This is a genomic window from Gilliamella sp. B3023 (assembly GCF_026536845.1).
GTDB lineage: Bacteria > Pseudomonadota > Gammaproteobacteria > Enterobacterales > Orbaceae > Gilliamella > Gilliamella apicola_E.
On the sequence record NZ_JAFNNH010000004.1, the window covers coordinates 36,388 to 62,544 of the forward strand.

Below are 26,157 nucleotides of genomic sequence, written 5' to 3' on the forward strand. Positions count from 1 at the left end.
CATTATTATCAGAGAAAATGGATTGTAACAATGTACATTTAATGTATAGATTTTGTGACAACAAGCCTTGAGTGACAAAATAACTACAATAATTGTCTTAAATCATATCAGTATGAGTGGTTATCAAAATGAAAAAATTAAGCTGCATAATCTCACTATTATCAATGTTTCCTTTAGGGTATACTCATATTGCGTCAGCAGATCCTACTTCATTAGGCGTCGGTTTGGGTTGGTCTAACTCACCATATAAAAATTATAGTTCAAGTTACTATCCGGTTCCTCATATTGATTATGATAATGGCTATTTTTTTATTGATGATCTATCAGCTGGTATTTACGCTTTTAACAACGATAATCAAAGTTTATCATTTGGCGTTCGTTATCTTGCTAATGAATTTAAACCTCATGATTCTGACAATCATAAGTTAAGACAACTTAATAGTCGTCATTCCACTGTGTTAGCTGAAATTGATTATGATATCACCACTAATTGGGGTATTTTTTCAAGTAGTATTGGCGCTGATATGCTCAATAATAGTAATGGAATCTTAGTTAATGCCGACTATACTGTTCCTTATATACAAGGTAATTTAATTATCGCACCTACTATTGGTATAAACTGGGCTGATGGTAAACATAATGACTATTATTATGGTGTATCTCATAAAGAATCTTCACGTTCAGGATTACGCTATTTCAATGCAGATAGTTCTTTTACACCTTACTTTGAAATCGGTGCGCAATATTCTTTAACAGATAATATCGCTACTTTTGGCGGAATTCATATTGATAAACTGACTGGTGATGCAGCTGACAGCCCTATGGTTGATGATAGTACGATAACATCCATTTATATGGGCTTATCTTATAAATTTTAATACTTTTATTAAATCTTATTAATAATACTTTATTTTCTGTGAAAATCTTATTTTAATTATTTTAATTAAATAATTTTCATGAATTAATTTTTGGAAAAATTACACTATGCTTTGGTTTAAAAACGCAATTATCTATCAACTTAATAATGATAATTTACTGGATAAACAGACTATTGAAAATGCACTCAAATCTGCTTTATTTTCTCCTTGTGGTAATTTAGATACCACCAAAATGGGTTGGGTATCCCCTTACGATGATAACAATTTGGATGATTTTATTATTGATATGCAAGGGCATTTATTATTAAAAATAAAGAAAGAAACTAAAATTTTACCTGCACCTGTCATCAAACAAGCCTTAAATGAGAAGATTGACAAGCAAGAGAAGGCATTAAGCCGTAAACTTAGTAAAAATGAAAAAGCGACATTAAAAGATGAAGTGATGATCGATTTAATGCCTAGAGCATTTAGCAAATATAACTATTATTGGTTATGGATCGACATTGAAAATAAAAGGATTATTATCGATTGCAGTAGTTTTAAACTTGCTGAAGATATTCTAGCGATTTTACGGAAAGAACTTGGAGCATTAGCATTAACGCCTCTTTCCATCGAAAAACCGCTTGAAAAGATTATGACAACTTGGGTTAGAGAAAAACTTAGTTTTCCTCCTTTTATATTGGGTGATGAAGCAGAATTAAAAGATCCACTTGAGGGTAATGGGATTATCAGTTGTAAAAATCAAGATATTACAAGTGATGAAATGTTAGTTCATTTAGATTCTGGTAAATGGGTCACCAAACTTAAAATCATTGATGAACGTGGAATCAATTTTATTATTAATCCTGACTTAACATTGAAAAGAATTAAATTTGATTCTGTTATTTTAGATGAAAATGAAGATATTGGATCTGATGAATTTGATAAACGTTTAGAAGCTGATTTCTATATTATGGCTAACACATTATCAAACTCAATTAACGATTTATATATTATTATAAATAAGATTGTTTAATTTTTTTACAATATATTATCAATTATTCTAGATCCGAATAATAATTGTGCTATAATACGTAATAGATTATGTGTAACATAATTGGTCATTAAGTATAAAACACCGTAAAAATTAAGTAAAATTAAACAATAAAAGCAAATTAAACAACGTCTATTACAACAAATAAGTTGAGGCAAAAAAATGAAAAAAACAACTCTAGCTCTAGCAATGGCTGTTGCAAGTTTAACCGCTACTGCCGCTAATGCTGCATATGAAGACAATACTTTTTATGTAGGTGCTAAATTAGGTTGGTCAGAACTTTATAATCTAGACGCAAATAAAGTTCGTGGTTATGATAAAGATGAAGCTGGTATTAAAACTTCTAATAGAAGTAATGTTGCTGGCGGTGCTTTCCTTGGTTTCCAAGCTAATCCTTACTTAGCTTTTGAATTAGGTTATGATTGGTTAGGTTCTGCAAAATATAAAAGAACTTATCTTGGTGATCATTCTAACGCTGGTAACAGTAAAGTTTCAGCACAAGGCGTTTCTTTAACTGGTAAATTAAGTTACCCACTATCATTCATTTCTGACGATTTAGATATTTATGGTCGTGCTGGTGGAATGGTAACTATTGCTAAATGGAAAAATAGTGGTGATATCAAAGAAGCTTACGGCCGTGGTAAAACAAAAACTGATTTATCACCAGTTTATGCTTTAGGTCTTGATTATCGTCTTAACGAAGATTTCTCTACTCGTTTAGAATACCAATATGTTCAACATATTCATACTAAAACTCACGCATCTCCAGATGCAGGAACTGTAAGCTTAGGTATTACTTACCGTTTAGGTTCTCCATCTGTTGCAGCTCCAGTTGAAATCAAAACTGAAGTAAATCGTTATGTTTTAAATGAAGATGTGCTATTTGCTTATGCAAAATCTGATTTAAAAGCAGAAGGTCGTCAAGCACTTGATAATTTATTAACAACTCTTGTTAAAATTAACCCAACTCAAAGTGCTATCGTAGTAATTGGTCACACTGACCGTATCGGTTCAGATAGCTATAATCAAAAACTATCAGAACGTCGTGCACACACTGTATTGAACTATTTAGTTCAAAAAGGTGTTCCAGCTGAAATAATCACTTCACGCGGTATGGGTAAAGCACAACCAGTTACTGGTAATAAATGTAATGCACTTCGTGGCGCTGACTTAAAAGCATGTTTAGCACCAGATCGTCGTGTTGAAATTGAAGTTAAAGCACGTAACGTGCAAGAAGTCCAAGTAATTGATCAAACAAAATAGTTTTTGTTATTAATTACACCTTTGAACCCAGCTTCGGCTGGGTTTTTTCATTTATATGTTAATAATTAAATTATATCTTGCTTGAACCCTACAAATTATCCACAAAAAAGATTATAATTATTCCAGTATTGTTAGTATCCCAATTAAAGGAGTAGCCATGTCTACCTCGATTTGGCAAGATTGTCTTTCTCAATTACAAGAAGCGCTTCCTACAACAGAATTCAATTTATGGATTCGACCGTTACAAGTGGAAATGGTTGAGAATAAACTTTATATTTATGCTCCAAACAGATTTGTATTAGATTGGGTTAAAAATAAATATTTAACGACTATTTCGCAATTATTGAATAATTTACTGGGTAATGATTCACTAAAATTATATTTGGAAGTTGGTTCAACTTTATCTGTAGAAAAAAAATCTAAAATTAATAAATCTGATGTTGTACCTTCTTGGAAAACAACAAAAGAGAATAATAATAATCACACTTATTATTCAGGTATTAATCATAAGCATACTTTCAACAGCTTTGTTGAAGGTAAATCTAATCAACTTGCTGTTGCAGCAGCTAAACAAGTAGCTGAAAATCCAGGAAAAGCTTACAACCCTCTTTTTTTATATGGCTCAACAGGTTTAGGAAAAACTCACTTGTTACATGCTGTTGGTAATGAAATTATGGCAGGTAAAGCTAACGCTAAAGTTGTTTATATGCATTCAGAACGCTTTGTTCAAGACATGGTCAAAGCTTTACAAAATAATGCTATTGAAGAGTTTAAAAACTATTATCGATCTGTTGACGCTCTCCTTATTGATGATATTCAATTTTTTGCAAATAAAGAGCGTTCACAAGAAGAGTTTTTCCATACATTTAATTCATTGTTAGAAGGCAACCAACAAATTATCCTAACTTCGGATCGTTATCCTAAAGAAATTGATGGTGTAGAAGATCGTTTGAAGTCAAGGTTTGGTTGGGGATTAACCATCGCTATAGAACCACCAGAACTTGAAACTCGAGTGGCTATTTTGATGAAAAAAGCAGACGAAAACAAAATAAAATTACCTGAAGAGGTCGCTTTTTTCATTGCTAAACGACTACGATCAAACGTACGAGAATTAGAAGGTGCACTTAATCGAGTTATAGCCAATGCTAATTTTACAGGCAAATCTATCACCATTGATTTTGTCAAAGATGCTTTAAAAGATTTACTTGCCTTACAAGAAAAATTGATTACTATTGAAAATATTCAAAAAACGGTTGCTGAATATTATAAAATTAAAGTTTCTGACTTATTATCTAAACGCCGTTCTCGTTCTGTCGCAAGACCAAGACAAGTAGCAATGGCGTTAGCGAAAGAGCTAACCAACAAAAGCCTTCCAGAAATAGGTGATGGTTTTGGTGGAAGAGATCATACAACAGTATTACATGCATGTCGGAAGATCGCAGAGTTAAAAGAAGAAAGCAATGACATTAAAGAGGATTATTCCAATTTAATTCGAACATTATCAACTTAAAAAAGAATTAACACTATGAAATTTATTATAGATCGTGAAAAACTTATCAAACCATTGCAACTTGTTAGTGCGCCATTAGGTAGTCGACCTACCCTCCCCATTTTAGGTAATTTATTATTGCAGGTGAGTGAAAACACGCTATCCATGACGGGAACAGATTTAGAAATTGAAATGATTTCTCATATTCCCCTAACAGAGCCTAGTGAAGCGGGTGCTACAACTGTTCCAGCTAGAAAGTTTCTTGATATCTGTCGAAATCTTCCTAGTGATGCTCAAATATCGATAAGCGTTGACGATAATCGATTGATTATTCAGTCAGGTCGAAGTAAATTTTCTTTATCTACACTACCTGCATCAGATTTTCCTAATCTAGAAAATTGGCAAAGTGATGTTGAACTTTCTATACCTCAAAAGACTATCAAACGACTTATAGACGCAGTTCAATTCTCAATGGCTAACCAAGATGTAAGATATTATTTAAATGGTATGCTATTTGAAATTGAAGATGGTCTATTAAAAACCGTTGCAACTGATGGTCATCGATTAGCTGTGTGTGCTCAACCTGTTGGTCATGAGATCTCTGAATCCTGTTCAGTCATTTTACCAAGAAAAGGCGTAATTGAACTGGCAAAACTAGTTGGTGATAATGATGAGCTAGTTAATATGCAAATTGGTAACAATAATTTACGTATTAGTCTTGGCGATTTTACTTTTACTTCAAAACTTATTGATGGAAAATTTCCTGATTATAAACGTGTAATGCCTCGTAATCCTGATAAACCACTTGAAGTATCATGTGAAGAACTAAGAAATGCTTTATCTCGTGTTGCGATTCTTTCAAATGAAAAATTTCGCGGCATAAGATTATATGTACATAGCAATCAGATTAAAATTACTGCAAACAATCCTGAACAAGAAGAAGCAGAAGAAGTTATTGATGTAAAATACGAATCTCAAGAGCTTGAAATTGGTTTTAATGTAACGTATTTATTGGACATATTAAACACATTAAAATGCGATAGCGTCCAATTATTATTAACCGATGCAACATCAAGTGTGCAAATTGAAGATATCAACAACCAATCTGCAACTTATGTTGTTATGCCAATGCGCTTATAATTAACGATCATTTAAACTTCCGGCCTCGGCCGGAAACTTTACCGACATGACACTTTCTCAAATCAAAATTTATCACTTTCGAAATATTGATTATGCTGAATTATCATTATCCAAACATTTTAATTATATAGTTGGTGATAATGGTAGCGGAAAAACCAGCCTACTCGAGGCGATTTATATGCTCGGACATGGTCGAGCTTTTAGACATATTCAATCCAATCGAATAATACAACATGAAAAACCAGAGTTAGTATTATTTAGTCAAATTGAATCTGCACAAAAAACTCGAACAATAGGTTTATCAAAAACACGCCATAACGATAATACGATAAAAATTGATGGTGACGAAGGGTTTCGGTTGACGGATTTAGCTAAATTATTACCAATTCAACTTATTACGCCTGAAGGATTTGATCTACTTACCGGAGGACCAAAATATCGCCGTGCTTTTATAGATTGGGGGTGTTTTCATCACTATCCTGAATTTGTATCACTTTGGAATAACTTAAAACGCCTCTTTAAACAGCGTAATGCTTTATTAAAACAGTCATCAAACTATAATCAATTATTACCTTGGGATAAAGAGTTAGCACCGATTGCAGAAAAAATCAGCCAGATTAGGGCTAGTTATAGTCAAAATATATTTCCTCAAATTATGCAAACCTGTCATGATTTTCTACCAGAATATCAACTTAATTGCCAATATTATCAGGGCTGGGAGCATGGAATCAGTTATTCAGATATATTATATAGACAATTTGAAAGAGATAAGTTCATTAATTATACTTCGCTAGGTCCTCATAAAGCAGATTTAAAATTACGAATAGATAATATTCCTGTTGAAGATTTATTATCTCGGGGACAATTAAAATTACTCATGTGTGCATTACGTTTGTCTCAAGGTGAATATTTCTCAGAAACAACAGGCCAATCCTGTATTTACTTAATTGATGACTTTGCTTCAGAGCTTGATAAAAATAAACGTAACTTATTAGCAAAACGATTAAAATCAGCACAATCTCAAGTTTTCATTACAGCGGTTAATCAAGAGCAAATTAGCCATATGATCGATGAAAATGATAAGATTTTTCACATAAATTCTGGTATAATTTCTTAAATATACAAAATGATATAAATAATCAAATAAGTCGAGAAATCCATGTCTAACTCTTATGATTCTTCCAGCATTAAAGTACTTAAAGGACTTGATGCTGTCCGAAAACGCCCAGGTATGTATATTGGTGATACTGATGATGGAACAGGGCTTCACCATATGGTTTTTGAAGTGGTAGATAATGCCATTGATGAAGCATTAGCTGGTTATTGTCACCATATTGAAGTTACAATCCATCCTGATAATTCCGTTTCTGTACGAGATGATGGTCGAGGTATACCTACTGGCATCCATGAAGAAGAAGGTATTTCCGCAGCAGAAGTTATTATGACTGTTTTGCATGCCGGTGGTAAATTTGATGATAATTCATACAAAGTGTCTGGTGGTTTACATGGTGTTGGTGTTTCGGTCGTCAATGCTTTATCCGATAAGTTAGAATTAGTGATTTATCGTGAAGGTAAAATACATAAACAAATTTATCATTTAGGCGTTCCTGAAGAACCGCTAAAAATCATTGGTGAAACAACTGAATCAGGTACATATGTTCGTTTTTGGCCAAGTCCAGAAACTTTTTCTAACATTGAATTTGTGTATGATCATCTGGCAAAAAGATTACGCGAACTATCATTCTTAAATTCAGGTGTTTCAATCAAACTCACCGATGAACGTACAGGTAAAAGTGAACATTACCATTATGAAGGTGGTATTCAAGCTTTCGTAGAATATCTAAATAAAAATAAAAACCCAATTCATCCAAAGATTTTTTATTTTAGTACTGAGAAAGATAATATTGGTGTCGAAGTTGCACTACAATGGAATGACGGTTACCAAGAAAATATCTATTGTTTTACAAATAACATTCCTCAACGTGATGGTGGTACTCACTTGGCTGGTTTCCGTGGCGCTATGACACGTACATTAAATAACTACATGGAAACCGAAGGCTATAGCAAAAAAGCAAAAATTAGTGCTACAGGTGATGATGCTCGAGAAGGGTTAATTGCTGTTGTATCAGTAAAAGTGCCTGATCCTAAATTCTCATCACAAACTAAAGATAAATTGGTGTCATCTGAAGTTAAATCAGCAGTTGAGTCTGTAATGGGCGAAAAACTAGCTGAATATTTACTTGAAAATCCTTCAGATGCAAAAATTGTAGTAGGTAAAATTATCGATGCAGCGAGAGCTCGTGAGGCAGCAAGAAAAGCTCGCGAAATGACACGTCGTAAAGGCGCTTTAGATTTAGGTGGTTTGCCTGGAAAACTTGCTGATTGCCAAGAAAAAGATCCAGCTTTATCTGAACTATACCTAGTGGAAGGGGACTCTGCAGGTGGCTCTGCAAAACAAGGACGAAATCGTAGAAACCAAGCAATTTTACCGTTAAAAGGTAAAATTCTAAATGTTGAAAAAGCTCGTTTTGACAAAATGCTTTCTTCACAAGAAGTAGCAACGTTAATTACTGCTTTAGGTTGTGGCATTGGCCGTGATGAATATAATCCAGATAAAATGCGTTACCATAGCATTATTATTATGACCGATGCCGATGTTGATGGATCGCATATTAGAACATTATTGCTAACATTCTTCTACCGTCAAATGCCTGAGATCATTGAACGAGGTTATGTCTATATTGCTCAACCACCACTATATAAGGTCAAAAAAGGGAAACAAGAGCAATATATTAAAGATGACGATGCAATGACTCAATTCCAAATCGCTTTGGCATTAGAAGATGCATCTTTACATGTTAATGACCATGCTCCAGCTTTAGCTGGCGAAGCTTTAGAAAAATTAATTGCCGAATATCAGAAAGTCGAAAAATTAATTACTAAAATGGAACGTCGCTACCCTAAAGCCTTATTATCAGAATTAGTTTATCAAGAAGTATTAGATGAAAATATCTTGAAAGATCAACACAAAGCTGAAAATTGGGCAAAATCTATTGTTGAAAAACTATCTAATAAAGAGCAACACGGTAGTACCTACCTTTATAGTGCGGATTACAACGAAAAAGCAGAATTGTATATACCTGTTATTAAAGTAAGAACTCATGGTGTGGATACTAATTATGCATTAGATCAAGTGTTTATTCATAGTAATGAATATCGAAATATCTGCCATTTAGGATCACAATTGAAAGATTTACTTGAGGAAAGCGCATTTATACAACGTGGTGAGAGAAAACAACCAGTTAGCTCATTTGAAGATGCAGTTGATTGGTTAATTCGTGAATCTCGTCGTGGATTAACTATCCAACGTTATAAAGGTTTAGGTGAAATGAACCCAGAACAATTATGGGAAACAACCATGGATCCAGCAAGCCGAAGAATGTTACAAGTAACCATTAAAGATGCCATTGAAGCAGATCAATTGTTTACTACATTAATGGGTGATGAGGTGGAACCTCGTAGATTATTCATTGAAGAAAATGCCTTGAAAGCAGCTAATTTGGATTTCTAATTAATTATCTAATAAAAAACCAGACATTGTGTCTGGTTTTTTTTTGCAAATTTATTAAAAATTAAAAAGTAATTTTATGTGATAAATTCCATCTATTAACTTTAATTACTGACAAACAGACCTATTGATTTTTAAGTCTGAAACAGCTTTATTCATCTGCCTAATCATATCTTTAGGACTTTGTGCAATATACACTTTGCCACCTGTCGCATTTGCGATACAGTCTATTTTATGTTCACCTGCAATATCTACTATATTTATCTTCAAACGAGGTTTTTGGGTAGCTATATGATTAGCAAGAGTACAAATATTTGCACGCGTACAATTATCCTCACCATCACTAATTATAAGAATATAATCATCACGTTTTACACCGTCAAGCATTTGGCTGGCTTTTTCTAATCCGCTATAAAGTGGTGTTCCTCCACCACCAGCAGCACTTGGTGTTAATCTATTAATTTTACTTTTCAAAGCACCTCTACTTGAATAATTATAAAAAGGCGTAGTATCGGCTACTGGGCAACCATTAAGTGCCACCAATGAAATATTAATATTTTGCTGTATTTTATCAATACTTGTTAATGCAACTTTTTTACTGGTTGATAAACGAGTGGGTAAACGCGTCATTCGTTTGTCATAATCTATTTTATCTTGCTGAGACATACCTCTCGGATAACCATAGCTTAAATAATTGAAATATTGCCCGACTTCCATTGGTGATTCAGCTAAAGTTACAGTCATCGATAATGAATTATCGAATATTAATGCCATTTTAGATGGATTACTATTTTTGGCTAATTCTTCTTTAGTAATACAATTTGGTGGATTTTTTACTTTTGGCTTTGGTTCAGGTTTAGGTTCAGGCTTAGGCTCAGGATTAGTAATCGGATCTGGAACCGGTTTTGGTTTAACAACAGGTTGAGGTTCAGGAGCTTTAGGCTCTTGTTTTACTTCAGGCTTAGACTCAGGATTAGTAATCGGATCTGGAACCGGTTTTGGTTTAACAACAGGTTGGGGTTCAGGAACGTTAGGTTCTTGCTTTACTTCAGGCTCTGGTTGAGGCTTAATAACTGGTTCTTTTGGTTGTTCAACAGTTGGCTCTACTTTTTTTTCTTCCTTGACAGTTATAGGCTCGACGTTTTTAGATTCTTTAAAAGGATTAAAAAAGTACCATAATAATCCTAAAGCTGCTAATAAAAGTAAGGCTAAAATCAAAGTATACCACCATTTCCAGAAAGGTTTTGGTACTATTACTGGAGCAATTGGTAGTTCGATAGGTTCAAATGTATCGACAATAACCGGCTCATTATTGATTACATAAATATTATTCTTTAGGTTTTTAATTCTCAGTAACCATGAAGAAACTAAAGTTTTTTGTTCATTAGTTAAAGAAATTAATTTTACTGCTGTTTCAATATCATTGATTCTAGTAGCTAGAGTTTGTTTAATTTCAGATTTATGAGATTCGTCAATTATGTCATTAAGTAAGGTGGGTTGTCCTTCAAGATTTGTATACCAACCTATATATTGATTGCCTTCAATTAATTTTGGTGTTGCAAAAATTGAATATGTTCTAGCGGTTAGATGTGGTTTAAGTATTGAAAGTAAAGAACCATACTGTTCCAGTAACTGCATCTTGTTTAAATTACTTTGTTCAAAAGCTATGCGAGTTATTCTTTGCATTTCTTAACTTAATCCTCATCATTAGCCGGTAATTTGAAAAATTACTCGGTATTTTATTCGCAAATAGGCTTACTAATATTCATATTTGAAACTGCATTATTCATTTGATTAATAAGCTCTGTTGGACTTTTAGCTATATAAACATTTCCCCCCGTTCTTTTTGCAACACAATCTATTTTATGTTGCCCAGCTATATCAACAATATTTATTTTTAAACGTGGTTTTTCTGCTGCAATTTTAGTAGCAAGGGTACAAATATTAGCACGAGTACAATTATCCTCACCATCGCTGATAATTAAAATATAATCATCACGATTAACGCCATCAAGGAGTTTACTCGCCTGTTTAACACCACTGTATAATGGTGTTGCACTGTTATAGTCTAAAGGACGCAATCGTTTAATTTTATTTTTTAGTTTTTCTCTATTTTGATAAGAATAAAATGGTGTTGTTTGTGCTGCCGGACAGCTTGTTAATGTCACAAGTGAAATATCGATATTTTGTTGTATTTTATCAATACTTGTTACTGCAACTTCTTTGCTTTTTGATAAACGATTAGGTAAACGGGTCATCCGCTTTTCATAAGCTTCAGCTTCTTTCCGAGTCATTGAATAAAAATTAGCTTTTAAAAACTTATTAATACTTGCTTGTGACTCCATTAAGGTAATTGTCATGGAAGCTGAATTATCGAAAATCAAAACCATTTTAGGTGCGTCTTTATTATTGAGCACTTCTTCTTTAGGTACACAATCTTTTGCTTTTTCTACTGGTGCAGGTGCAGGTTCAGGAATAGGTTCAGGAATAGGTTCAGGAACCGGTTCTGGTTTAACTTTAACATCTTCTGGTACCGATTTTATTTCAGGCTCTTTTGGTGGTTCAACTATTGGAGTTGGTTCTGTTTTATGTTCTTCTACATTTTGAGCAATTATTTGCTCAGGTATTTTTTCTTTTCCATATGGACAGAAGAAGTACCAAAGTAAACCAAGCAATCCAATTAAAAATAAGGCAAGCAACAAGAAATACCACCACCGCCAAAATGATTTTGGTGGAACTACCGGTGGTGTTATAGGAGATTTAGGTAAAATAGGTTCTTCAAAAGTATTAACTATAACCGGATCATCGTTGATAACATAAATTGTATTACCCAAACTTTTAATTCTCGGCAACCAGGTTGATATTAAAGTTTGTTCTTCGATTGTTAATGACATCGTTTTAATCGCTAATTCAATGTCATTAATCCGAGTATATAGCGTTTTTTCAATCTGCTTTTTATGTTCCTCGTTTTCAATATTACTAAGTAAGACAGGTTGACCTTCAAGATTACTATACCAACCAACATATTGATTATTATCAATTAACTTAGGAATACCTAAAATTGAAAACGTCCGCTCTGTTAAATTTCTTTTTAACAATGCTAACAAAGAATTATATTGTTCTAACAAAGACGCTTTATTAGGATCACCATTATCAAATATAATTCTTGTTATTCGCTGCATTGTTTCTTTATTTCCCTATGTTCAACAAATTTTTTAGTTAATCAATATCAAATCATTGTTAAATATTTAACGCTTTTTGTAATCTTTGAAGCTTTTTATTTAACTTATCTAACTCAACTTGTTTTTCAATGTCAGATGCATTTGAATTATTAACTTTATTCATCTGCTGTTCAATGTCTTTAACTTGAGCTTGAAGATCATTACGATTTTTAGCTTTTGCTTTGACCTCATTGGTTAACTGAGTTAACTCAGTTTTTAATTTTTGTAATTGAGCTTGTTTTTGTTTAACACTCAGTGATGTAGAATTTTTCTGTCTCTCAATAGTTGCGTAAATTTCTCTAAACTGCGCATTAGCTCTTTTCTCGTTTTCTAATATTTGTTCTTTCTTATCAATACGAGCTTGATAATTACCAGAATAATTACAGCTAATTTTGTCCAAAATACCAATGTTTGTATTGGTTGGATCGCACTGTTCTGGCGTTGTTGAACAACCACTCAAAAAAACGAGCGAGCTTAGTAATAAAATAAGTGAAATCTTTTTCATATTAGCTTACCTTCACTGCTGAGCGTTGCTGAGTAACAAGGTTGACTTGCTTTTCAAGCACAGCAATTTGTTTATGTAATTGGTTAATTTGTTTATCAAGTTTTGAAACGTTTACGCCTGATCGTCGTTCTTGAGCAGAAATTGATATCCAATCTCTTTCAACTTTTTTCATACGAGATAATTTATCTGTTAAATAAGCAATGTTAGCATCAATTTGAGTTAAATCACGTTTAGCTTCGGTTTTATTCACTGTTTGTGACTTAATTTGATTATTTAATGTTTTAAGTGTTGCTAAATTTTTATCTAATACAGTTTTAGCTGTTTCTGTTACAGCTTGAACTTCATAAGTATTTTGCTGAACATCTTGAATATAAACATCAAGTCGCATTTCGGCATCAGCGTATTCTGCACGTTTAGTATCAAGATAGTAATTTGCACCCATCATTACACCACAACCCACTGCAGCTGACGCAATACAAGTACCTGCTTTACCACCTAATAAAAAACATCCAACACCAGCTACACCTGCACCTACAGCGCAAGACTGCCATGCTGATTTACTAAAGAACTTAGCACTATTACTTTTAGTTAAGGTAGGATCTACACCTTTAGTTCTTGCCCCACCCGAATTCTGACAACCAGTTAAAACCATTGAGATACATAAGGTTATCGTTACTATTAGTTTATTCATTATTTTTTCCCTTTTATTTCATTACATGTTTGAAGCCAAGTGGAACGCTCGATCTTCCCTGATTCAATATATTGATTAATATGTTTGAAATAGAGTTTTAAATAATCACTCATATTAGCCTTACCACTATTTTCTAAAATAAATTGTGTGGGTTTAGATTGATTATTAATCGTGTCTATTTCATAATTTGTAGCAGTATTTACAATCGTATCAGAATAATATTTTAGTATAAAATCACGCGCCTTTTTAGATTCATCTAAGACATTTTTTAAATTATTTAATTTCACTTTCGAGCACATATTTTCATCATCTAAAGAATCTATTTCGTTTGGATCACAGATTTCTTCAGTCATTGTTTCATACAGATTATTATTATATTCAAATTTATCATTCAAATCTGATACATTAGCACAGAGGAAAGCACCTAATTGTAGTGCTGATTGAATCGAGCGGTCTCTTTGTTCATCTCGCGCTTGATTAGCGCTGCGTAATAAGGCATTTAGTTGATTCAATTCCTTTTTAGTTTTTTCATCATCAACTTGTTTAGTGATTTTTTCAAGTTCATTGACAACATTCTCATTCTTCGAAATGCCAGCACCATTACCTAATTCGTTCCATTCTTGATCGAGCTGTTTTACCAGATCATTCGACTGAATAACTTCACTTGTATAAACTAAACGAAAACCAACATCTTTGCTTTTATATGCACTTTGAGCATCATAATAAGGTTTTTCCGTTCTAATAGCTGTTGTCATTGAGGATTCAGGGGTTAAATAACTGCCTCCTCGAACAATCATACCGCCTTGTTGTCCATGGTAACGATCAAGCTTATTCATACGGAATGAATCAAACATCATTTCACTTGCATTACCCAAAATATCATAGATATCAAGAGGGTTAGGTTCTAATCGCCCAATAAGCTGCAATTTACCATTTGCTGATTTAGCACCTGAGAACCAAGCATAATTTTCTAAGTTATTAGTCATAGGAAATCTTGATTCTCTAAATTCCGATTCCGTAACTTTAGACCCACCTCGTGCTGCATATTCCCATTCAGTATTACTGGGTAATCGAACATAACCTTTAGGTACATCAATTGATTTAACTGTAGATTGATTAAGTAACCATCGATTATATTTATCAGTAAAAGCAACGGCATCAAACCAACTAACTTCAGTAATTGGGAAAATAAGATTAGGTTTAGCGGTTGGACAAGTATCATTCATAACAGCTTGATATTGAAGTGCAGTAATTTCATATTTACCAATAAGAAAATACCTTTCCTTACCAGCATCGGAAAAACTACCAGATATATAATTAGGAGTCGCATACTCAGCAAAACCTAATTCTTTATTATTACTACCTAAAACAATTTTGACATCATCTAGTAGTTTACGTGTTGGTGTAAAAACTTTTTTCATCACCAAACTGCCTTCACATGGCATAGGTAAAATAACGTCATCATTTGAAGGTTTGGGATTATAAAATTTACTATCCCATGGTTCAGCATAACTTATACTCGAAATTAAACCTAATCCAATTGCCAAGAAAACTGGTCTAAAATTACGCTTCGCGTAGGCTTTCTGCTGGTTGAATACTAATAGCACCTCGTCCTCCTATCGCAACAACAACAAATGATATAAATAACGTTAATACAAATGCGATAATAAAATGATAAAATTGTAATTGACTTACAATTGGTTGTGAAACTAAATTTTTACCTAAGACCAGATTAAATGTACAATTCCCTAATAAAAAAAGTACACATGAAACAATAAAAGCTAAACAACTTAATGCCATCGCTTGAGTAAGCAAATAAAACATCACTTCCTTAGACTTAAATCCGATAAGTCTCATAAAAGCAATATCTTTACGCTTTCGCTCAATATTAGATAAAAATGAACCACTAAAGGATAATATACAACCAAAAATTGCGGTAATAGCAATCACGCTGAAAATAAAACTAAGCACCTTATCAATTGCTTGCATATTTTCAATTGCATTTGCTTGTGTTCGAGTTTCTATATTTTTTTCACGTAATTTCAATGATAAAGGCGCAACATTATCAAGAGAATTGGCATAAATTCGCGCTCTGGCAAATGAATCAGGATAAGTAGAATTAGCCAAACCGGTTCCGGTTGAAAAAATTTCACTTTGAAAACCGTCGTAAAAATGTTCCATTTCAATTAAAAGGTCTAAACTTACAAAGCCGGCTGCACGTCCATAATAAGTTTCAGGCACAATGCCAATAACCTCCAATTCCGTCATACCTTTTTCAATTTTGCCATCCAGTTGCCTTGTGATTACCATTTTTACTCGGCTTCCTATTTTTGCTTGCATTTTTTCAGCAGCTAGAGCGCTCAATAAAACTTGATTTTCTTGACTAATCAATGGCATATTTTGGGTTATCGGATCACCTTTTGCTGTTGGAAGAACTTCAACATTATTAACAAAATGTCCAGAATCTTTAAACATATCTGCTTGGGTATTCAATGAACGTGTAAGAGGAATAACAAATGCAGTTTCAGGTTGGTTTTTAATCCAATCAAACATTGACTGATCAAATTGTAAATTACCAACAATTTTTACTTCTAAATTTTGTGGATCATTAAGTAATTGATGGCGTAGCTGTGCAACAACACCATATTTTAAACTAAACAAAAGTAACAAGGGTGTAATAACTGATATTATTGAGGCAATAATACAAAATGATACTTTCTTGTCATACCATAAATCGGCCAATGATAATCGAGAAATAAACCGCCACTTTGATGTTACTTTATCCATATTTTACACCTTACTTTATAACGGACGGTAAAAATTCTGACGATTGCATAGATGTTAATTTTGCCGATAAAGTGAACAACCCTTTATTTTCAATTCGTTGCCAATCATGTGTAACAATCATTGCAGCAATATTATCTTGTTGAGCTTGTTCTATTATTAAATCAAATAACAAATTTGCATTATAAGGATCAAGAGCAGAGGTTGGCTCGTCAGCTAATAATAACGCGGGTTTATGAATAATAGATCGAATAAAAGATGCCCGTTGCCTTTCACCTATAGATAGTTGTTTCGGATATTTATTCAATAAATGAGCAATATTAAGTTTATCAACCAAATAGTCAAATCGATTAGAATCAACAGGTTTTCGCAATACTTTAGCTGATAACAAAATATTATTTTTAATATTTAAAAATGGAAGTAATCCACCAGTTTGTAACATAAAACCCAAATATTGCGCTCGGATATTAGCTAATTGATTAATATTATTCTGATGAATCACATTAGCAATGTCATAAGTTTCATTATCAACCATAAGATTATAACAATCGACTTCATCTGGCTTAAGAATCAAGCCTATCATCTCAAGTAAAGTACTTTTACCGCAACCACTATCACCTTTAATGACAACCACTTGCCCTGCTTTCATCGAAAGCTCAGGTAAACAAACCTTAAAAAAAGATTTACCGATCGGTCTAGAAATCACCAAATTATTTATAGTTAACATATTTTATGGCAACATTTCTAATGGAATCGGGTAAACGTTTTCTCTAGGGTCACTACCTTCAGATAGTGATATCCAACGATCAACATCAGCATTACATTTTTGGTAATAACGCACTTTACTATTTAGATTACGTATGAATTTTTCTTGTTCAATCCCACTCATACTTTTCCATGTCTCTTGATCAAGACTAGTTACATCACTTTTATACGGAATATTATCTAAATATTCACCTAATAGTCCTAAATCAGCAATTTTTGTGACTGAATCTGATTTTAATTTACTTGGATCTTGCCCCATCGCAGCAGCAACAGAACGTAATTGTGAGAACATATCATCGGCAGAAATTAACCCATCATTAGCAGCATTAGCGATTTTAGTTACAATATCGCTTAAATCACTTAATTGTGATTTAGTTAGTAAAATTCTAGGTTCTGCTGTTGGAATTGTCGGTTTAACAAAGTCTTTATCAGCTATCCAGGCTTTAAAAACTGACGGAGCCTTAGTGCCGTTAGTATCACCTAAATAAGCTAGCTGCATTGCTTTACCTAATAGTAAAGCATCTTTTAACATATTAGAGTCATTATCATCTTTGGCATTAAGGGCATTACCAACTGAAGACTCACCTTTATAGGCTAATTTAACTTGCTCTGATAATGCTTGAGCTAATGAATCTACTTTTTTACCAAACTCATTTACATCGCCAGCATTAACAGGATAATAAAGTGATTTATGAATAAAATCGTTATAGGTCAAATCAGAATATTGCTTTTCGGCCACTTGATGATCTTTTTCACCACTTGGCGTTTTTAAATGTAAAGCATAAATTGCAACACCTTTATGCTGTGCTTCAAGTCGTAATTGAGCAGCATCCATACCTGTACTTGAAAGCTTATCATCGCCAGGAATAGCGCTTGCATCAGTAATTAGAATCATATATCGAGCGCCAAAATTATTCCAATTAATATCATTTAACGCTTGTGCAACGCCCGCGTAAGAGTCCTCAGCAAAATAAGTTGTTGAGACCGTGGCTTGTTTAAGAGAAGCACTAAGTTTTTTGAATTCTTCCTTATTTTTTACTTGATTTGGATCTACAAATATCTTACTGACAAACTCCAATTTATCCGAAGCTTTTAAGCTTGAACGGAAGGATACCAATCCAAATTTAACCTGATCTTGTAACTGCTCTTTTTCAATACGCTGATAAACTCGTTCAACAGCCTCTTTTGTTCTCGATATATAAGGATCCATCGAAATCGTTGAATCAATAACAAACACAATTGCAGCTTTAAATGGAGCAACTTGGTTAGTATTATCATCCGAAGATGAGGTAGATGGTTTATTATTACTTTTAACCACCGCTTGTTGTTTACTAACTGAAGCCACCTCTAAAATTCGTTCATAAAAACCTTGCCCATTCATTACCTCCTCACCTTGTAAAATCGGTAATAAATAAAAATTATTCTTGAAATCAACAAATTCCTTAGGTTCTTGAGCCAGAATCTGTGGTACGGCTTTATTCTCTTTTAGTGCGTCTCGAATAGTTTTTAATAACGTTTCAGGATTATCCGCATCAACAATTGAGGCTAATGAGGCTTTATCTTTAAAAAATAACAGAGGGTCACGATCAACTGGATTTGTGAACACTAACGTCAATTGCATATTCCACTCAACCGCACATGAATTATTAATCCAACCAACTGTATTGCCGTAAGAATCTGGACCAACATTCAACCATTCTTGATTATTCTCATTTTTACGTTCATAGACATAATAACGAGAAAACGCAGGTACTGATTGGCCTTTAGCATCATTAATATTCTTCTTCAATTCACACGTCGGAGTACTAAGAACTCGCTGATAAAGTGTTGTTTTACCTGCTTGCTTTAATGGTTCTAAAGCTGACGTAACTAAAGGTAAGCAAGTAAGACTAAATCCGATAATCAATATTGAAATTAATGTTTTTTTCATACCTGTACCTTATTATTTTTGCAATTCAGCTAGGCGTTCTTTAGCTAAAACGTTATTAGGATCATTATTCAATGATGTTTCATACCAATAAATTGCGGTACCTTTATCAATTTTAAAGCACTGATTATCTTGATAAAATTTTTCATCATATTCTTTAGCATAAAGTAAAGCAATTTTAGCATTCAGCAAAGACTGATTAGCATATAAACGCTGAGCGATATTACATTTATTTGCTTGTTTTGCTTGATTTATTATCTCAATTATTGTGTCCGTATCAGGTTTTGACTGTAAACACTGTTGAATAAAAGATAAATCATTACTGTTTGCATTTGTAACGTCACACTGACTATTCATTGTCGCAGCCAAAGGACTCTTATCTTTTGAAAAGAAGAAATACCATGCCGCTACACTTAGACCAGCTAAAACTAATAATGTGATAAAAATTAGGATAATTATTCCCTTTTTACTTTTTGATTTAACTGGTTGTGGAGTAGAAACTTCTTCTGGTGTAATCGCAGGTTCAGGTTCAGGCTCAGGAGCTGCTTCTATTTCAACTTCAGGCTCGGCAATTACCTGATTTTCTTCTTCAGCAACAGGCAATTCAGTTTGAGGAACATCAGATTCTGAAGGTGCTTTAGAATCTGATTCAGTAAAATTCGAAACAATCTCATCAGGCTCAATTTTATCTTCTTCTATAGCATCAGATTGTTGAGTATTTAGAGCAGATGACGGAAATACTGTTTCACCAATATTAACAACACCACTATCGATATAGCTTTCATTTCGCTTATCACGGATCTGAATAAGAAATCTAACACGGTTTTCTTGAGACAATAATGAGTCAACTAACCACTCATCAACTTGGCCAGTTAATTGCTCATTATCTACCGACATATTAGTTAATGTATGCCAATTTTTTTCTGGTCCCCACTGATTAAGACCTGATAAATAATAACCATCCTGGTTACGTTGAATAAGCATATCAATATCGGCACTACCATTCCATTTTTGTGCCAAAAATTTAGCAATACCTGGCTTGTAGCCTTCTAATTCAATTTTTAATGCCATGATATCCTCTATTTCACAATTATAATTTTATCAATATGGATTGATAAATCTTTCATAATAGAAGGTAGTTTAAGCTACCTTTTTTATAATTATTAAATGATAACCATCTAATATAATCACAACATATTATTTTATTTGCGATTGTTTAAAGATAGTTAAAACCTCACCAAGTTGAGAATTTTGTTCTTGACTAATTTCACGCCCAGCGTGATGCCCGACATTTTCTTGAGCCAGCACAGCAAATGCAATAAACCAATCAAATATAGCAAACTGAGAATAATTTTTAGTCTTATCATCAAGCACTGGAAGTGGATGAGATAATTGACTTGAGAATTGGCTCAACGGTGAAGAAAATATAGGTTTACCTTGATTAACACGGCTTGTCGGTATTTCATTTGCTTGCCCTTGAATAAACCCAAGCCAAGCAATAAAGTCGGTCAAAAAGAGATGAATAGAGCTAATTTGTCGAGACTCAAGATCATCACGTTTACTTCCCATATTTTCGATATCTAAAATTTTCTGCGTTAAACTTGCTTCAAGTTTTAAACGGTTAGCGGCAGTTATTAATTCTTCAACAATAAAAGAGAGTGATTTTTGCTCAAGTCCAAAAAATTGTAATATATGTTTATCTAATACAATATTTCTTAAATGCTCCAACCATGCAGTAAATACGTTTTTCGCAAATTTTGATTCAGTAGGTAAACTAGCAACAGCTTTAGGTTTTAGAGGAGAGCTAGAATCGGGGAACAGCTCAAATTCAGTATTTAAACCAAAATCGTTTGAAGAATTATCTAATATATCATCACTACCTGTACTGCTAACTTCATTATTTATATGGCTTGAATGATAAAGAGCTCGAATAGTTTGATCTGGCAATTCTAAAACTTTAAGTAGTTCGCCTAATAATAACGCTTTACCTTGTAGTTCTTTTACTACACCACTAATGATTTGTTTTTTCTTACCAAGTTCTTCATCACTGCCAGCTTGATACCAAGTATCAAAACGCATATTGATGATATAATCTATTTTCTCATTGAGTTGCTCAACAATTCGTTGTTGTTTAACTTCAGTAATAGCGACTTGTTCTAAATATTGGCTAATCCGACCAATTCCACCATCATTTAGCTTCAACATCGCATCCCAAGCTTGGTCTGGATCGCTTACATACTCTTTAATATCTGGATTTTCAACAAATGTCTTTTTCAAAACTGACATTTCTTGTTGATAATTATCATTATAAGATAGTTCAAGATTTGCCTTGGCGTCGACATTTAAAAACGGTACATCAAATCCAGGTTTACGAACCAAAAATACATTATTAAATTTACCATTATTTGACCAATTGGATAACCAATCATAGCTACCAAAACGTTCTAAAATAGTTTGTTGTAATAATCCACCTTTACCCCAAGTATTACTTAGATTATCTTCTGATTGATGTAATGATGCTCCAATTCTTTTATCAAACATGGTAATAGCCCATAGCAAGCCAGCTTTTTTAGTAGCTCTTTTCTCAGCAGTTTCACCTTGCGTTTTATCAATCCAACGTTCTAATACTGGACCAACATCATTAACATCTGACTGTTTATCTGATGGTGTACAAACAACCAAAACATTCATTTCTTGGCTATCAGTGTATTTTTCAAATAGATAAGCAACTTTACCACGCAATAAAAGTTGAGCAATTGGATTACCTTCTTTGACATCAGAGATAGAAATTAAATTTAATCGACCTCGATATCCAGGAAAATCAAGTAGATCGACCTTCTCAAAAGTTGGTACTCGAGTTTGATTTACTAAGGGGAAGATTAATTCTGCGGTTAAAAAAGCTAATTGAGCTAATGATATCGAAGTTGGGATTCCATTGAGTGGAGTAACGGATACGGATGAATCTTTTTCCGTATTTAACCTTTCAAGCATATCAACATTCATTATGCTATCAATCTGTGACTTTTTACCATCATGCTCCTTCACCAATACTGAAAGAGGTGCATAAATAGTACTAGCATGGTTCAAACTTGACAAGGTCGTAGCTAACTGCACATAAATTGCAGTGAGTTCACTTATGCCTCCCCACAACACAGAGAATAAAGCACCTCGGTCTACAGTCGAAAGATAAGGTAGTAAAGACACAGCTTTCTCCCAATACCCTCCTTTTAAACCTTCAAGTGAATTACCAAAGTTTTCAGATAAATAATCATAGAGATCAACAATATCATCTTCAGTTATACCACCCGTATAATCAGATTGTTTTTTATTTTCAGATTGTTGAATAAGTTGATTTAACTCTGAAAATTCAATCTTATTCACAACTTTCTGTTGATCAAAATCTTTAAAATATGCATTAATTAAAATTTTAACAATTTCGATTTCTTGAAAAAGTTTAAGCTCTAGCGGATAGTTGGCAATGCCACCTTTAGCGGTACGACTAAATCGTGTAACAAGTCCCGTTGCCTCTTTACCACCGCCAACAGGATTGACATGATCAATAAAATCTAATATTTCATTATCGACAACGGTTTCAAGCTTACCATTCTCACCCGCAGCTAACGCTGAAATGAGATAAGATTTACCTGCTTGCGACAATCCGAAAAAGCCCACCGCAACAGATTTAGTTGACACATCACCTAATCGTTTTGCGCTATTACGCAAACGACGTAGATCTAGAATTAAATTATCAGCCTCATTGTTCAAACGCTTTGATGAATCTCGGGTTTGACTCACCCACTCTATTGCTTGTTCTGATGCTTGATAAACCTGTTCCCAGGATTTAGGGAGTTGTTCATTTAAATTTTTCATCGTTTTATCATTCCACTATCAAGCCAATATTGTGTGCTAATTAAACCTGAATTTACCATTGTGTTTAAATTAAGTTTGATATCCTTGGTTTTGTTACAAGCACGTCCATCTGAAGCTTTGACATCTTTAATATAAAAATTCTCAACAGTCTTTTGTCGATTTTTAATGCCTAAAGTTACCTCTAAAACCACACCCTCAGCACTCAACCGTTTAGCCACATCACTATTTTCAATAGTCAAAATATAAATTGGTGATGCAGGCCAACGATCGATTTCAAGCTGTTTAAAACCAAGCCTTGTTGTGCCCCTAATTTCGAAAGAATGGTCAGGAAAATCATAATCAGGATCATCTAAATCAATATCTTGATAATAAATATTTTCTTTCTTTATCATGTTTAGATTATCTAACAAACCAATGTATTTGACTGTTGAATATAAATCCATATTCGATGATCTAAAATAGAAATTCGGTAATCTTAAGTTTTTACTTAGAAAACATAACATAGCGCCAACAGCAGCCGTTGTTTTTGGATCATCAATACGTTCTTGTTTATGGAATGGATACCATCCACCTGTATAATAACCATGTAATGGTAATATACGTCCTACTGGCATTGATAATCGTGAACGGAAATAACTTTGTACACCTGGCAGCCGCGAAGGACGGCCAGTTAATAACAATACATCACATTGATAACAACTAATAATCTCTGATAACGCATCAAACGTTTTACAAATATTGTAATAATCACCACGAATAAATAAGTGATGAATACGTTTAAGGTCAATTTCCACATTTAGATCAAGCACAGAAAATTCAGGATTATTTAATGCTCGACTAATCGGTTCATTAATAAAATTCAGAACATGATCGGTCATCGCATTATTTTGCAGTAATTCACTAAATGTCATGTTATAAACATGCTGCTCAGCATGTAATGGATCATAAAGCTCATAAAGCTTTAATACATGTAAGCCTACTGGCGTAAACAGTTGTAAAGTTAATTGTTGGCGCAGTACTGCATCTTGTATTGATACCTGCTGAGAACCAATAATAGTAGATAAAATCGGGTTAGGATCTGCAAGCCCAGCTTGTTTTAGGCCATTGTTTAGCGAAGATAAAACGGTATCTTGAATAATATCAAGTAAAATATCATCACCAGCGACTTTAAATCCATCACGAAAACGTTGTGTCGGAACAATGTAAGCATTACTGCCACTAAGCTGTTTATTAGCACCATAATCAAGTTCATAATCATTTATAACTAAATCAGTTGTGCCACCACCAATATCAACGGTCGCAATCGTTAATTTTTGTTTATTGGTTTTATCTGGTCTGACCATTGAAGCGATAAACTCTTCTGATCGACCATTATAATTGTTTTGGGTTTCATTAAAGAGATAGACCACTTGGCCACAGGTCGCTTCATCCCACTGAATGTAAATTTCAGGGATGTTTGGCCATATACTTTTTAATTGTTCAGGATCACTAAAATCTATATCATCGTCAGAACTATCCCAACCTAAACTTTTCCATACCAAACCAATAGCTTGATAAACACAGCTTTTAAAGATAGCTTGTTCTGGTTTTGGCATCGCTGGAGGAATAGTAAGAATAATTGAACGTAAATTACGAGGCGTTCTAGCGTGTTCAAGCTTATTACGCTGAGCAACACTGTTTATTTGCATTAAAGCATGCATTAATACTTCACATAGCATAAATGTCATTAGTGAGCTACGTGAATATTTTGGATGAAACACAGGCATTTTACGATCAAATTCTTCCTCAATTTCATTACTGAGGACATGCAGTGCTTCACCATATTCATTAATTAAGCTAGAGAACGGCTCTGCCGTTGCAAAGGGTTCATGATCGCTCTTCACATAATGAGAATTGAATCGCCAACCTTGCTCATACTTCTCCTGATCCCACAAATAACGTTTTGGACTTGAAAGCCCAGTTGCACCTTCGTTCCCTTCACGACGACTAGCTAAACGACTGGCTTCTTTTCCAACTCGTACAATACTAGGCCAGCGGAAAGTATCACGTCGTCCACTTTGTAAAGAAAAGTGCTCTTTACCAAAAAAGGTTTGTGCAAATTCTACTCGGCTCTCAAACGGTTCATTATAGATATGTTCAGGTTGAGTTAAATCCCGAATTTCAAGCTCATAGCGACGATTTAAGCTATCTTTATCTTGAACGTGATCTTCAATTAGTATTCCACATGTTCTAGAATTACCAACATCTAAAATCATATCAACAGGAATTGATTTAACCACATCATCTCGATTATTTGAGACAATTTTGATTTTTGGTAACTGTAATGAATCAGCAAGCAAATTAAGAATATTTAAATAATGACCATAGTAAGCTTTATTATTTATTTCTAACTCAATATCATCTTTATGAATTTTTAGTCGCTCTGGTTGGGGCGCTAACTCTTGAAATAGATCAATTAACCAACTGGTGATCCACTTTTGCTCTAAGTACCAAGCAACTTGATCTGAACGATGAGCTAAACTAAAAACAGCTCCTGTTTTGACATCATTTTCAGTCGGCGCTAAATAAGCAACGTCCTGCATATTGCTGAAAATTTTTGTATCGAAGGCGAATGTAATGCGGTGTGTATTGCCATCAGCATCTTCACCTTCTGGAATACTAACAATTCGAACTCGACTCCAGTTATGCGGGCCTTTATCAAAACGCTCTGGTGGCATTGATCTTAAAACTGGCACAGGCAACCAAATGCCATCAAACAGTTTTAATGATTGGTCAACACTTATCTCTTGAGTTGGCGTAACAGCAAAAGAGAGATTATCCGGCGCAAAAAATTTACCACTATCGATATCTTCAATTAATCTAACTAGTGCTCCGCTTTCTGATGGATCAATAAAACAGCCATTAACTTTACTTCGCCATTTATTATCTTTCCAATCTATTTTTAATGCAAAATCAAGAAACTGAATTCCACTATTCATGATAAGTGTGACTTCTTGACCATAATTGCGTATTTCTGGAAGCAT

The 26,157-nt window shown here is 33.7% G+C and carries 18 protein-coding genes; 7 read left to right on the top strand and 11 right to left on the bottom strand.

Features of this window, described 5'->3' with window-relative positions:
• The first annotated feature begins 128 nt into the window (after positions 1-128).
• The 7 genes from J3U16_RS03505 to gyrB all read left to right on the top strand — a co-directional run bounded on the left by J3U16_RS03505 (position 129) and on the right by gyrB (position 9,374).
• On the top strand, positions 129-878 hold the full coding sequence (locus tag J3U16_RS03505; protein ID WP_081299519.1) for a MipA/OmpV family protein: 750 nt from the start codon (positions 129-131) through the stop codon (positions 876-878).
• A gap of 106 nt (positions 879-984) precedes the next feature.
• Positions 985-1,893 (top strand): recombination-associated protein RdgC, encoded by a 909-nt coding sequence (locus J3U16_RS03510; protein ID WP_065562883.1) that lies wholly within the window; start codon positions 985-987, stop codon positions 1,891-1,893.
• A 180-nt stretch (positions 1,894-2,073) separates the two neighbouring features.
• Positions 2,074-3,174, top strand: coding sequence for a porin OmpA (ompA, locus tag J3U16_RS03515; protein ID WP_065562884.1), 1,101 nt, complete (start codon positions 2,074-2,076; stop codon positions 3,172-3,174).
• Positions 3,175-3,331: 157 nt separating this feature from the next.
• Positions 3,332-4,684: a chromosomal replication initiator protein DnaA gene (gene dnaA / locus J3U16_RS03520; RefSeq protein ID WP_065562885.1), complete on the top strand. Its 1,353-nt coding sequence runs from the start codon at positions 3,332-3,334 to the stop codon at positions 4,682-4,684.
• 15 nt (positions 4,685-4,699) lie between these two features.
• Positions 4,700-5,803 carry a DNA polymerase III subunit beta gene (dnaN, locus tag J3U16_RS03525; RefSeq protein ID WP_065734935.1) on the top strand — a complete coding sequence of 368 codons (1,104 nt, stop codon included), beginning with the start codon at positions 4,700-4,702 and terminating at the stop codon, positions 5,801-5,803.
• A gap of 46 nt (positions 5,804-5,849) precedes the next feature.
• On the top strand, positions 5,850-6,920 hold the full coding sequence (gene recF, locus J3U16_RS03530; protein WP_065562887.1) for a DNA replication/repair protein RecF: 1,071 nt from the start codon (positions 5,850-5,852) through the stop codon (positions 6,918-6,920).
• 42 nt (positions 6,921-6,962) lie between these two features.
• On the top strand, positions 6,963-9,374 hold the full coding sequence (gyrB, locus tag J3U16_RS03535) for a DNA topoisomerase (ATP-hydrolyzing) subunit B (protein WP_267330576.1): 2,412 nt from the start codon (positions 6,963-6,965) through the stop codon (positions 9,372-9,374).
• Positions 9,375-9,479: 105 nt separating this feature from the next.
• Here gyrB and J3U16_RS03540 read toward each other — a convergent pair whose 3' ends face one another.
• The 11 genes from J3U16_RS03540 to J3U16_RS03590 all read right to left on the bottom strand — a co-directional run bounded on the left by J3U16_RS03540 (position 9,480) and on the right by J3U16_RS03590 (position 26,157).
• On the bottom strand, positions 9,480-11,057 hold the full coding sequence (locus J3U16_RS03540; protein ID WP_267330575.1) for a VWA domain-containing protein: 1,578 nt from the start codon (positions 11,055-11,057) through the stop codon (positions 9,480-9,482).
• 53 nt (positions 11,058-11,110) lie between these two features.
• Complete coding sequence (locus J3U16_RS03545; RefSeq protein WP_267330574.1) at positions 11,111-12,553, bottom strand: VWA domain-containing protein; 1,443 nt, start codon at positions 12,551-12,553, stop codon at positions 11,111-11,113.
• A gap of 58 nt (positions 12,554-12,611) precedes the next feature.
• On the bottom strand, positions 12,612-13,097 hold the full coding sequence (locus tag J3U16_RS03550) for a hypothetical protein (RefSeq protein ID WP_065562891.1): 486 nt from the start codon (positions 13,095-13,097) through the stop codon (positions 12,612-12,614).
• A gap of 1 nt (position 13,098) precedes the next feature.
• Positions 13,099-13,788 (bottom strand): hypothetical protein, encoded by a 690-nt coding sequence (locus J3U16_RS03555; RefSeq protein ID WP_065562892.1) that lies wholly within the window; start codon positions 13,786-13,788, stop codon positions 13,099-13,101.
• Complete coding sequence (locus tag J3U16_RS03560; RefSeq protein WP_267330573.1) at positions 13,788-15,395, bottom strand: SUMF1/EgtB/PvdO family nonheme iron enzyme; 1,608 nt, start codon at positions 15,393-15,395, stop codon at positions 13,788-13,790. Before J3U16_RS03560 ends, J3U16_RS03555 begins: the two co-directional genes overlap by 1 nt.
• Positions 15,352-16,575 carry an ABC transporter permease gene (locus tag J3U16_RS03565; protein WP_267330572.1) on the bottom strand — a complete coding sequence of 408 codons (1,224 nt, stop codon included), beginning with the start codon at positions 16,573-16,575 and terminating at the stop codon, positions 15,352-15,354. The genes J3U16_RS03560 and J3U16_RS03565 overlap by 44 nt, the downstream gene beginning before the upstream one ends.
• Positions 16,576-16,585: 10 nt before the next feature.
• On the bottom strand, positions 16,586-17,299 hold the full coding sequence (locus tag J3U16_RS03570) for an ABC transporter ATP-binding protein (protein WP_267330571.1): 714 nt from the start codon (positions 17,297-17,299) through the stop codon (positions 16,586-16,588).
• A gap of 3 nt (positions 17,300-17,302) precedes the next feature.
• Positions 17,303-19,267, bottom strand: coding sequence for a vWA domain-containing protein (locus J3U16_RS03575; RefSeq protein ID WP_267330570.1), 1,965 nt, complete (start codon positions 19,265-19,267; stop codon positions 17,303-17,305).
• A gap of 12 nt (positions 19,268-19,279) precedes the next feature.
• Positions 19,280-20,335, bottom strand: coding sequence for a hypothetical protein (locus tag J3U16_RS03580; protein WP_267330569.1), 1,056 nt, complete (start codon positions 20,333-20,335; stop codon positions 19,280-19,282).
• A 126-nt stretch (positions 20,336-20,461) separates the two neighbouring features.
• Positions 20,462-23,134, bottom strand: coding sequence for a putative virulence factor (locus J3U16_RS03585; RefSeq protein WP_267330568.1), 2,673 nt, complete (start codon positions 23,132-23,134; stop codon positions 20,462-20,464).
• The gene (locus J3U16_RS03590; RefSeq protein ID WP_065562899.1) at positions 23,131-26,157 is read right to left on the bottom strand and encodes a virulence factor SrfB; all 3,027 of its coding nucleotides are present in this window, start codon (positions 26,155-26,157) and stop codon (positions 23,131-23,133) included. Before J3U16_RS03590 ends, J3U16_RS03585 begins: the two co-directional genes overlap by 4 nt.

Bases quoted from the DNA above. Each gene is read 5' to 3' on its own strand.
- J3U16_RS03555 (WP_065562892.1), bottom strand. From the start codon at position 13,788: ATGAATAAACTAATAGTAACGATAACCTTATGTATCTCAATGGTTTTA.
- J3U16_RS03590 (WP_065562899.1), bottom strand. From the start codon at position 26,157: ATGCTTCCAGAAATACGCAATTATGGTCAAGAAGTCACACTTATCATG.
- J3U16_RS03505 (WP_081299519.1), top strand. From the start codon at position 129: ATGAAAAAATTAAGCTGCATAATCTCACTATTATCAATGTTTCCTTTA.
- J3U16_RS03545 (WP_267330574.1), bottom strand. From the start codon at position 12,553: ATGCAGCGAATAACAAGAATTATATTTGATAATGGTGATCCTAATAAA.
- J3U16_RS03580 (WP_267330569.1), bottom strand. From the start codon at position 20,335: ATGGCATTAAAAATTGAATTAGAAGGCTACAAGCCAGGTATTGCTAAA.
- dnaA (WP_065562885.1), top strand. From the start codon at position 3,332: ATGTCTACCTCGATTTGGCAAGATTGTCTTTCTCAATTACAAGAAGCG.
- dnaN (WP_065734935.1), top strand. From the start codon at position 4,700: ATGAAATTTATTATAGATCGTGAAAAACTTATCAAACCATTGCAACTT.
- J3U16_RS03570 (WP_267330571.1), bottom strand. From the start codon at position 17,299: ATGTTAACTATAAATAATTTGGTGATTTCTAGACCGATCGGTAAATCT.
- J3U16_RS03585 (WP_267330568.1), bottom strand. From the start codon at position 23,134: ATGAAAAATTTAAATGAACAACTCCCTAAATCCTGGGAACAGGTTTAT.
- recF (WP_065562887.1), top strand. From the start codon at position 5,850: ATGACACTTTCTCAAATCAAAATTTATCACTTTCGAAATATTGATTAT.
- J3U16_RS03575 (WP_267330570.1), bottom strand. From the start codon at position 19,267: ATGAAAAAAACATTAATTTCAATATTGATTATCGGATTTAGTCTTACT.
- J3U16_RS03510 (WP_065562883.1), top strand. From the start codon at position 985: ATGCTTTGGTTTAAAAACGCAATTATCTATCAACTTAATAATGATAAT.
- J3U16_RS03540 (WP_267330575.1), bottom strand. From the start codon at position 11,057: ATGCAAAGAATAACTCGCATAGCTTTTGAACAAAGTAATTTAAACAAG.
- gyrB (WP_267330576.1), top strand. From the start codon at position 6,963: ATGTCTAACTCTTATGATTCTTCCAGCATTAAAGTACTTAAAGGACTT.
- J3U16_RS03550 (WP_065562891.1), bottom strand. From the start codon at position 13,097: ATGAAAAAGATTTCACTTATTTTATTACTAAGCTCGCTCGTTTTTTTG.
- ompA (WP_065562884.1), top strand. From the start codon at position 2,074: ATGAAAAAAACAACTCTAGCTCTAGCAATGGCTGTTGCAAGTTTAACC.
- J3U16_RS03565 (WP_267330572.1), bottom strand. From the start codon at position 16,575: ATGGATAAAGTAACATCAAAGTGGCGGTTTATTTCTCGATTATCATTG.